Below are 8,470 nucleotides of genomic sequence, written 5' to 3' on the forward strand. Positions count from 1 at the left end.
CAGGAAGTAGTAGAGCATTCCCAGAAAGCCGGAGGTCAGGAAGAAGGCGACGGCATTGTGCCCGTACCACCATTGCGTCATCGCATCCTGCACGCCGGAAAAGGCGGAATAGCTCTTGGCGGCGCCGAAGGAGACGGGGACGGCCATGTTGTTGACGATATGCAGCACCGCGACGACCAGGATGAAGGCCATGTAGTACCAGTTGGCGACGTAGATATGCGGCTCGTTCCGGCGCGCCAGGGTGCGGATGTAAAGCACGAAGTAGACCGCCAGCACGATCACCAGCCAGATGTCGGCGTACCACTCCGGTTCCGCGTATTCCTTGGACTGGGTGACGCCCATCAGATAGCCCGTCGCGGCGACGAGGCAGAACAGGTTGTAGCCCAGCAGCACGAACCAGGGGGAGACGTGACCGGCGAGCCGCGCGCGGCTGGTGCGCTGCATGATGTGAAAGGACGTGGCGATCAGCGCGTTGCCACCGAACCCGAAGATCACGCCCGAGGTATGGACCGGGCGGATGCGCCCGAAGCTGGACCAGGCGGCGTCGAACCGCAGGTCGGGCCAGGCAAGCTGCGCCGCGACCCAGACCCCCACGCCCATGCCCGCGACCGCCCAGGCCAGCGCGAGCAGCAGCCCGACCTTGGTGGGGTCGTCGTAGTAATGCGCCGCGCGGTCTTCCGTCGGCTCCGGCTCGTAGAGCGCCCGGCCCACAGCGAAGAACAGCGCCGTGGCGACGATCAGGATGAGCCAGCCATGCGCCCCCATCGGGTCGTTCCGCCCGGCCGCCGCCATGGCGAGTCCCGCCAGGGCGACCGCGGCCGACAGGGTCATGGCGCCCTGTCGTTCTCCTCGGGTCAGGCGCGTCATCATTTCGGGGTCTCCTTATGTGTGCGAAGCGGTGTGTCGTCACCATGCAGGATGCGCTCGGCGTCACCTGCGAGGTCGTCGTATTGGCGGCTGCGGAGGCTCCAGAAGAAGGCGCCGAGGCCGATGGCCCCCATGGTCAGGGTGACCGGGATCAGCAGATAGAGGATGGTCATGTCGGCACGCCCCGCGGGCTGACATCGCGGGCCGCGGCGGACCCCGGCGTCGTGGCCAGGGCAATCGAGGCGGTAGGGGCGGCCGGCAGGGCAGTCTCCGCGCGCCGGTTCAGGCGCAGCGAATTCGCCACCACCGCGACCGAAGACGCCGACATGGCGAGCGCGGCGATCAGCGGCGTGACGAGGCCTGCGACCGCCAGCGGCACGGCGATGCAGTTGTAGGCGAGGGCGAGGGCGAAATTCTGGCGCACGATGCGCCCCGTGCGCCGCGCGATGCCGACGGCCATCGGCACGGCGCGCAGGTCGTCGCGCAGGAACACCAGATCGGCGGCGGCGCGGCCCGCCTCCGAGGCCGAGGCGGGCGACATCGAGACATGCGCCGTGGCCAGCGCCGCGGTATCGTTGAGGCCGTCGCCGACCATCAGAACCCGGATGCCGCGCTCGCGCAGCGCCTCGAGCCGCGCGATCTTGTCAGCCGGACTCATCCCCGAACCGGCACCGTCGAGATCCAGCCGCGCCTCGATCCGGGCCACGGCGGGGGCCGCGTCGCCCGACAGGATTTCGCCGCGCAGCTTCATCCGGGCAAGGGCGTCCACCGCGTCGACGGCGCCCGGCCGCAGGGTCTCCTCCAGGGCGAAACGCAGCATCACGCCCCCCTCGAAGGCAAAGGCGGGTCCGCTGCCCGGCGACGGTCCGGCAGCGATCCCGGCCACCCAGGATGCCCGGCCCAGCCGTGCCCGCCGCCCGCCGATCACGCCTTCGATGCCGAAGCCGGGATGCTCGGCGATGTCGGCGGGGGGCGTGACCGGGGCGGCAAGGCGCGCGGCGATGCACCGCGCCGCCGGATGCGCCGAGCGTGCCGCCAGGGCGGCGGCGGCGGCTGCCTGGGCGGGGTTCATCCGGGGCAGGCTGCGCAGGCACGGCCTTGCGGTGGTCAGCGTGCCGGTCTTGTCCCAGGCGACGCGGTCGGCGTCGGCCAGCCGTTCCAGCGCCGACCCGTCCTTCATCACGATGCCTTCGGCCATCAGCCGGCCGGCCGCGACCACATGCGCCGTCGGCACGGCCAGAGCCAGCGCGCAGGGGCAGGTCACGATCAGAACGCTGATCGCCACGAAGGCGGCGCGCTGCCAGTCGCCGGTCGCCGCCATCCAGCCCACGAAGGTCATCAGCGCCAGAAGATGGATCAGCGGCGCATAGAGCCGCGCCGCACGGTCGGCGACGCGGACATAGCGCCCGCGGCCTTCCTCGGCCGTGGCCAGCATCGCCATCATCCGGGCCAGGAAACTGGCGCTGACGGGACGCAGGACGCGCGCATCGACAGGCCCGGTCAGGTTCATCGCCCCGGCCTCGACCTCGGCACCCACGCCCACGGCGACGGGCGTGGATTCGCCCGTCACCAGGGCCCGGTCCAGATCGGTCGCGCCGGATATGATCCGCACGTCGACGGGGATGCGCTCTCCGGCCGCGATCCTCAGGACCATGCCGGGCGCGACCGTTTCGACGGGGATGTCTTGCAGATCGCCCGCATCGCCGATCCGCACCGCCCTGCGCACGGCAAGCCGCGCAAGCCCCGTCATCGCGCTGCGGGCCCGCGCGCGCATCCGGTGGTCGAGATAGCGGCCGATCAGCAGGAAGAAGGTCAGCGTCACCGCCGCGTCGAAGAACACATCCTCGCCGCCGCGCGCCGTCTCGATCAGGCTCAGTCCCGTCGCCAGCGCGATGGCCAGCGCGATGGGAACGTCCATGTTCATGCGTCCGCGCCGCAGCGCCCGCAAGGCCGAGCCGAAGAAGAAGCGCCCCGCATAGGCCACGACCGGCACGGCGATCACCGCCGACATCAGGTGGAAGCTGTTTCGCGTCGCGCCGCCGGCCCCGGACCAGACCGCCACCGAAAGCAACATGACGTTCATCGCGCCGAACCCGGCCACGGCCATGGCGCGCAGCAATGCCTGCGCGATCTCGTCGCGATCCTCGACCGACAGATCGGCGGCGTCTATGGGCGTGGCGGGATGGCCGATCCGGTCCAGATCGGCCAGCACGCCGTCGCGCAGGCGCCGCAGCCCCTCCGATCCCGGCGCGGGGACCACGGTGATCCGGCGCAGCGTCAGATTGGCACGCACCTGCGCCACATCCGCCCGCGCGCCGAGCGCCTTCTCGATCGCCGCCACGCAGCCCCCGCACCGGATCGTCGGCGCGGACAATGTGAACGCTTCGGGGTGCGGGCTGATGGCGGCGGCTGCGGGCATCCGGGGACCTTGGGTTCTGTTTCCCGACCCCTACCGCCGCGGCGACCCGGTATTCTTGATCCAGATCAATTCCCGACGGGATTGATTGCCTAACCTGCCCCGCATGTCATTTCGCCGCAGGAGGCGCACGGGTGCAACCGTCACACATCACCGGCCCGCTGCGCGGTCGTACCTCGGTACGGTACGCGCTGCTGATTGCGCGGCAGGAACAGATCTGCCGCGACCTGGAAACGCTGGCCGACCAGCTGCCGCACGCGGTCGATACGCTGGCGGCCCGAAGACTGGCGGATGCGCTGCATCCGGTATTGCGCGCCTGTCAGGATCTGGAGGAAACCCACGTCTTTCCCGCGATACTGCACCGCGACGCAGCCATCGCCCCGACGCTTGCCCGCCTCAGGGCCGAGCATGTGGAGGACGAGGATCACGCCGCCGTCGTGGCCGAAACGATCCTGTGTTTCCTCAGCGCGCCGCGGCACGCGGATGCCGATCGACTGGGTTATCTGATACGCGGGCTTTTCCAGCCGCTGCTGCGGCACACGGCCTTCGACCGGGACATCATCCTGCCGCTCTTTCGTCGGACCGAGCGCGCAGAAGCCTAGGCGGCGTTCGCGGCGACGTCTTTAAGCCTGTCCAGGTCGGTCACGCCGATGTGGCGCGCCTTTTCGATTTCGATGATGCCGTCCTTGCGCAACCGGGTCAGCTGGCGGCTGACCGTTTCCACCGTGAGGCCGAGGAAATCGGCGATGTCGGAGCGCCCGAGAGGCAGACCGAAGGTCGTCGAATAGCCCTCGACCTGCGGATGCAGGTGCCGCGAGAGCATCAGGAGGAAGGATGCCACCTTCTCGGCCGCGCTCTTGCGGCCGAGCGTCATCATCCAGTCGCGCGCATCGTCGAGCTGGCGCAGGGCCTGACGGTGCAGGCGGTTTTCCAGCGCGCCCGAGCCTGCCATCATCGTCTCGAGCGCATCGCGCGGGAAAGAGCACAGCCGCACATCCGTCGCCGCCTCGACCAGCACATCGCTTTCCCCGCCGAAGGGACGGCCGATGAAATCGGGCGCGAACTGCAACTCGACCACCTGCTGGCGCCCGTCCGGCAGCAGCTTCGACAGCTTCACGACGCCGCTGAGGATGTTGGAGCAGTGATCGCCGCGTTCGCCGGCGGCCACAAGGGTGGTGCCCGCGTCGTATTCATGCCTGCTGCTGATCCGGCCCAGCCGCAAAAGCTCCCGCGCATCGAGCGCGCCGCAAATGCCGCGATGCCGCGCCTCGCAGGCACGACAAAGCACCGGGACCTCCGCACTGTGGATATCGATACGCATGGGATAAGCTTATCCTGTTGATATGGTTAGTAAAGCTCCAACTGGAACGCGCGCGCCGAAACGGCAGAAGTAAATTTGCATTTTATTGACCTGGATCAAAGGGCGGCGTCCCGAGTGATCTACACCGGGGGGGCATCCGCAGCAATCCAAGAAGAAGTGTTATGGTAATTAATACGAGTACCACCCCGCGCGGGTCCTGCGGCAATGACGCCGACGGTTTCGCCCGGGGGTGCAAAGCGCGGTGTTGCAAATGCGGACAGCCCCTGTCCCAGCCGTCACCCCAAAGGGTGGCGGCACTTCACGCAACTCAGCCGTCGGGAGGCGAAGATGAGAACCCATCGGACAAGGCATGAATCCAGCGCAAACCCCCTGGCCACGACCCGCCGCGGGCTGCTTGCCGGGGCCGCTTTCGCGGGCGCGGCGGCGTTGAGCGGCGGCGTGGCGCAGGCCTTTCCCGCCGCCAGGCTGCGGCCCCGCGCGCAACAGCGCGGCGCGCAGCCGCTGCCGGTCCAGGCCGAGGCGATCGCGCGGGCGGAACCGGCGGATCTGTCCGGTCTGCAACGGGTCCGCCAGCATCTTGTGCCGCCACCCGGCGCGCCCGAACACAGGCAGATCGCCGACGGCCCGCCGAAAATCGTCGAGGTCGAGATGACCTGCCGCGAGCGGCTGATGGTGGTCGATGAGGATACCGGCGCCAGCATCTGGGCGCTGACCTACAACGGCTCCGTCCCCGGGCCGCTCATCATCGTGCACGAAGGCGATTACGTCGAGTTGACCCTGCGAAACCACGTCACGAGCATGCTGGATCACAACATCGATTTCCACGCCTCGACGGGGGCGCTCGGCGGCGGCGCCCTGACCCACATCTATCCCGGCGAAGAGACGGTGCTGCGCTGGAAGGCGACGAAACCCGGCTGCTTTACCTATCACTGCGCGCCGGGCGGCGCGATGATCCCCTATCACGTCTGCCACGGCATGAACGGCGCGGTCATGGTGCTACCGCGCGACGGGCTGAAGGATGGCGCGGGAAACCCGCTGCGCTATGATCAGATCGCCTATATAGGCGAGCAGGATTATTATCTGCCACGGCAGGAGAACGGCGATTTCGTGCAATATGCCACGGCGGGCGAGGATTATGCCGACAGCCTGGAGGCGATGCGGTCGCTGACGCCCACGCATTCGGTCTTCAACGGCGCGGTGGGCGCTCTCACCGGGCGCGGCGCGATCAGGTCGGAGGTCGGCAAGACGGTGCTGATGATCCATAACCAGGCCAATCGCGACAGCCGACCGCATCTGATCGGCGCGCATGGCAATCACGTCTGGGAGACCGGATCCTTCAGCGATCCGCCGCTGAGCGGGCTGGAAACCTGGCTTTGCCGGGGCGGATCGGCCATGGCGGCGCTTTACACGTTCGAGCAGCCGGGGCTCTACGCCTACGTCAACCATAACCTGATCGAGGCCGCCTTGCTGGGGGCCGTGGGCCATTTCGTCGTCGACGGCGAATGGGACAACCATCTGATGGAACAGCTCGTCCCGCCCCGCGCGATCGAGACATAATCGGGCGGCGCGGCCGCCTCCCCCCCCGCGCGCGCGCCGCGCGGGCCGCAGGGTTCAGGGCAAGGGCGAGACGCCGATGACGAGCGGGTGCAGCATCACCAGCGCGACGAAGCCACCCGCCCCCGCGATCAGCCGGATCCCCACGCCGGCGATCGAGACCGGACGCGGGATGACGGGGCCGGATCGGACCGCCGCGCGCAGGGCGGTCCAGCGATCCGACCCCATCTCGCGCTGCTTTCGCCGGTCGAGCAGGCGCCTTCCCGCGATGGCGAAACCCGCGAAGATGCCAAAAAGCAGTACATGCGCCAGATCGCCATTGGGCACCATATGGCTCGCGGCCCACAGCGCCAGCGCGTCCAGCAGCGGATGACGCAGCCAGCGCACGATGCCCGGCCGTGCGGGATCGAACCCGCGCGCGCCGCCGCCGAAGGAAAAGGGATTGGGACGCGCGATGGCAAAGGCCGCGATCAGCGAGGCCAGCGCCATGGCGATCAACGGCACGCCGCTTTGCCACGCCTGCCGGGGCCAAAGCTCGACAAAGGGCGCGCGCCCGGCCGCGCCGATCAGCCAGGCCAGGACCGCAAGCGACAGGCCCGCATAGAGGACGCCGAAGCCGCCCTGCCCCAGATACGCGACAAGCCGCGCACGCACGGCCGGCCGCGTCGGCACCGAATGGCTGAGGAAGAAGACCGCGAAGACGGCGGCGAATTCGACCCAGCCCGTCATGCGCTGGCAGCCAAAGGCGCGGGGGTGCGGTCCGCCCCGGTGTGCCTGCGCCGTCTCATCGCGTGCTGCGCCGGTTGCGCAGCCTTTTCAGGACGGTTCCGTCGCGCGCGCAGGTCAGCCTGACCCGCCAGTCGGCGGAGCGGAAGGTCACGCGGAACCGGCCTTCATCCTCATCCTGGCCGGTTTCGTATAGGGTGGTGACGGTCCCGTCGCGCATCTGGCGGCGCAGCGCGGCGGGCTCCAGCTCGAGAAGCGGGGCGAGCTCGTCGGCGACGGTCACGGTCAGCTTCATGGCAGCGCGTCCGCCAGGGGCCGTGCGCGCGGTGCCAGCGCACAATCTGCCAGCGTATAGGCATCGAGCCGGGCGAGAAACGCGGCCTCGGCCTCGTTGAGGTAGCTCTTGAGGCGGCACTCGGCCGTGATCGCGCAGGTGCCGCCATCGCCCCGGAAGCATTCGACGACCGGCTGATCCTGTTCCAGAACACGCATGACGTGGCCCAGGCCGATCTGCTCGGGCGGGCGCGCCAGCATCGCGCCGCCCCCGGCACCACGCCGCGTCGTCAGAAAGCCCGCGTTGGCCAGGGCGGCCATGGTCTTGGTCAGGTGATGGCGCGAAATGCCGAATTCATCCGCGATCTCGGCGGTGGAAAAGGCGCGCTCGGGCTGGCTTGCGATCCGCATGAGGGCCCGAAAGCCGAAGTCGGTGAAAGAGGTCAGGCGCATTTCTCATTCCCTGTGGGTTTACGTCGCGATGTGCATCTCATAAAATAGTATTTGAAATACTCATTCAAGCGAGAATGCCATGCCCTCCCCGATTCCCCCACCCAAAGACGCGGCCACCCTCAGACCCCAGGTGACGGCCAGGCTGATGCAGCAGACCGGGCTGGACGATGCCGTGCTGCGCCGTCTGGTCAACGGGTTCTACGACCGGGTCAGGCGCGATGCGATGCTTGGCCCGATCTTTGCCGAGCGGATTTCGGACTGGGCGCCGCATCTCGACCGGATGGTCGATTTCTGGTCCTCGGTCGCGCTGATGAGCGGCCGCTACCACGGCTCACCCATGCTGGCGCATCTGGGCCTGCCGGTCGAGCAGGCGCATTTCGACCGCTGGCTCGAGCTGTTTTCGCAAACCGCGCGGGAAATCTGCACACCCGAAGGGGCGGAGCATGTGATCACGCGCGCCAGACGCATAGCCGCGTCGATTCATGGCAACATCCTGGACAAACGCGATGGCTACGGCTGCTCCGCGGCTCCTCCGAAACTGGGGCCGACATGACCGGCGCATCGCGCCGGATGGCACGGCGATCCGCATGGGTCCAGTTGCGGGCCGCGGGACGCGGGGCGGCAGGCTTCGGCGCATCCATGGGCGGTGCCCTCTCGCCGCCGCCCTGTCCCGCCCGGAGGACGAAAAACCCGGGGCGGGGGGGGGGGCTCCCCGGGCGCCCCCCGGGGCGGGGGGCGGGGGGGGGGGGGGCGGGGCCCCCCCCCCCGCCCCGGCCCCCGCCCCCCCCCCCCCCCGGAGCCCGGGGGGGGCGGGGGGGCCCCCCGCCCCCCCCCCCCCCCCCCCCCCCCCCCGGCGGGGG

Annotated in this window: 10 protein-coding genes; 3 read left to right on the forward strand and 7 right to left on the reverse strand. The window is 69.2% G+C overall.

Going from position 1 to position 8,470, the window contains the following annotated elements:
* From ACU0BR_RS06820 to ACU0BR_RS06830, 3 genes are all read right to left on the reverse strand, one after another.
* Positions 1–870: cbb3-type cytochrome c oxidase subunit I (locus ACU0BR_RS06820; RefSeq protein WP_446156097.1), on the reverse strand; the 870-nt coding region annotated here is incomplete at its 3' end.
* The gene (gene ccoS, locus ACU0BR_RS06825; protein ID WP_446156098.1) at positions 867–1,040 is read right to left on the reverse strand and encodes a cbb3-type cytochrome oxidase assembly protein CcoS; all 174 of its coding nucleotides are present in this window, start codon (positions 1,038–1,040) and stop codon (positions 867–869) included. The genes ACU0BR_RS06820 and ccoS, both read right to left, overlap by 4 nt.
* Positions 1,037–3,286 (reverse strand): heavy metal translocating P-type ATPase, encoded by a 2,250-nt coding sequence (locus ACU0BR_RS06830; protein ID WP_446156099.1) that lies wholly within the window; start codon positions 3,284–3,286, stop codon positions 1,037–1,039. Before ACU0BR_RS06830 ends, ccoS begins: the two co-directional genes overlap by 4 nt.
* 131 nt (positions 3,287–3,417) lie before the next feature.
* Here ACU0BR_RS06830 and ACU0BR_RS06835 point away from each other — a divergent pair, with 131 nt between their 5' ends.
* Positions 3,418–3,885 carry a hemerythrin domain-containing protein gene (locus ACU0BR_RS06835; protein ID WP_446156100.1) on the forward strand — a complete coding sequence of 156 codons (468 nt, stop codon included), beginning with the start codon at positions 3,418–3,420 and terminating at the stop codon, positions 3,883–3,885.
* Here the strand turns inward: ACU0BR_RS06835 and ACU0BR_RS06840 are convergent.
* Positions 3,882–4,604: a Crp/Fnr family transcriptional regulator gene (locus ACU0BR_RS06840; protein ID WP_446156101.1), complete on the reverse strand. Its 723-nt coding sequence runs from the start codon at positions 4,602–4,604 to the stop codon at positions 3,882–3,884. The genes ACU0BR_RS06835 and ACU0BR_RS06840 overlap by 4 nt on opposite strands.
* 327 nt (positions 4,605–4,931) lie before the next feature.
* Between ACU0BR_RS06840 and nirK the strand changes: the two genes are divergently transcribed.
* Positions 4,932–6,161 (forward strand): copper-containing nitrite reductase, encoded by a 1,230-nt coding sequence (nirK, locus tag ACU0BR_RS06845; RefSeq protein ID WP_446156102.1) that lies wholly within the window; start codon positions 4,932–4,934, stop codon positions 6,159–6,161.
* 54 nt (positions 6,162–6,215) lie between these two features.
* On the opposite strand, the gene ACU0BR_RS06850 is transcribed toward nirK, so the two are convergent.
* Genes ACU0BR_RS06850 through ACU0BR_RS06860 form a run of 3 tightly spaced genes read right to left on the reverse strand, consistent with a single transcriptional unit; the run spans position 6,216 to position 7,610 of the window.
* A complete protein-coding gene (locus tag ACU0BR_RS06850; RefSeq protein WP_446156103.1) occupies positions 6,216–6,887 on the reverse strand; it encodes an NnrU family protein in 672 nt (223 codons plus the stop codon).
* Positions 6,888–6,942: 55 nt separating this feature from the next.
* Complete coding sequence (locus tag ACU0BR_RS06855) at positions 6,943–7,179, reverse strand: DUF6522 family protein (RefSeq protein WP_446156104.1); 237 nt, start codon at positions 7,177–7,179, stop codon at positions 6,943–6,945.
* Positions 7,176–7,610 carry an RrF2 family transcriptional regulator gene (locus ACU0BR_RS06860; protein WP_446156105.1) on the reverse strand — a complete coding sequence of 145 codons (435 nt, stop codon included), beginning with the start codon at positions 7,608–7,610 and terminating at the stop codon, positions 7,176–7,178. The genes ACU0BR_RS06855 and ACU0BR_RS06860 overlap by 4 nt, the downstream gene beginning before the upstream one ends.
* 130 nt (positions 7,611–7,740) lie before the next feature.
* On the opposite strand from ACU0BR_RS06860, the gene ACU0BR_RS06865 reads away from it, so the two are divergent.
* Positions 7,741–8,163, forward strand: coding sequence for a group III truncated hemoglobin (locus ACU0BR_RS06865; RefSeq protein WP_446156106.1), 423 nt, complete (start codon positions 7,741–7,743; stop codon positions 8,161–8,163).
* Positions 8,164–8,470: the final 307 nt, after the last annotated feature.

Source organism: Brevirhabdus sp., from assembly GCF_052826345.1.

Bases quoted from the DNA above. Each gene is read 5' to 3' on its own strand.
- ACU0BR_RS06855 (WP_446156104.1), bottom strand. From the start codon at position 7,179: ATGAAGCTGACCGTGACCGTCGCCGACGAGCTCGCCCCGCTTCTCGAG.
- ACU0BR_RS06840 (WP_446156101.1), bottom strand. From the start codon at position 4,604: ATGCGTATCGATATCCACAGTGCGGAGGTCCCGGTGCTTTGTCGTGCC.
- ACU0BR_RS06830 (WP_446156099.1), bottom strand. From the start codon at position 3,286: ATGCCCGCAGCCGCCGCCATCAGCCCGCACCCCGAAGCGTTCACATTG.
- ccoS (WP_446156098.1), bottom strand. From the start codon at position 1,040: ATGACCATCCTCTATCTGCTGATCCCGGTCACCCTGACCATGGGGGCC.
- ACU0BR_RS06860 (WP_446156105.1), bottom strand. From the start codon at position 7,610: ATGCGCCTGACCTCTTTCACCGACTTCGGCTTTCGGGCCCTCATGCGG.
- ACU0BR_RS06850 (WP_446156103.1), bottom strand. From the start codon at position 6,887: ATGACGGGCTGGGTCGAATTCGCCGCCGTCTTCGCGGTCTTCTTCCTC.
- nirK (WP_446156102.1), top strand. From the start codon at position 4,932: ATGAGAACCCATCGGACAAGGCATGAATCCAGCGCAAACCCCCTGGCC.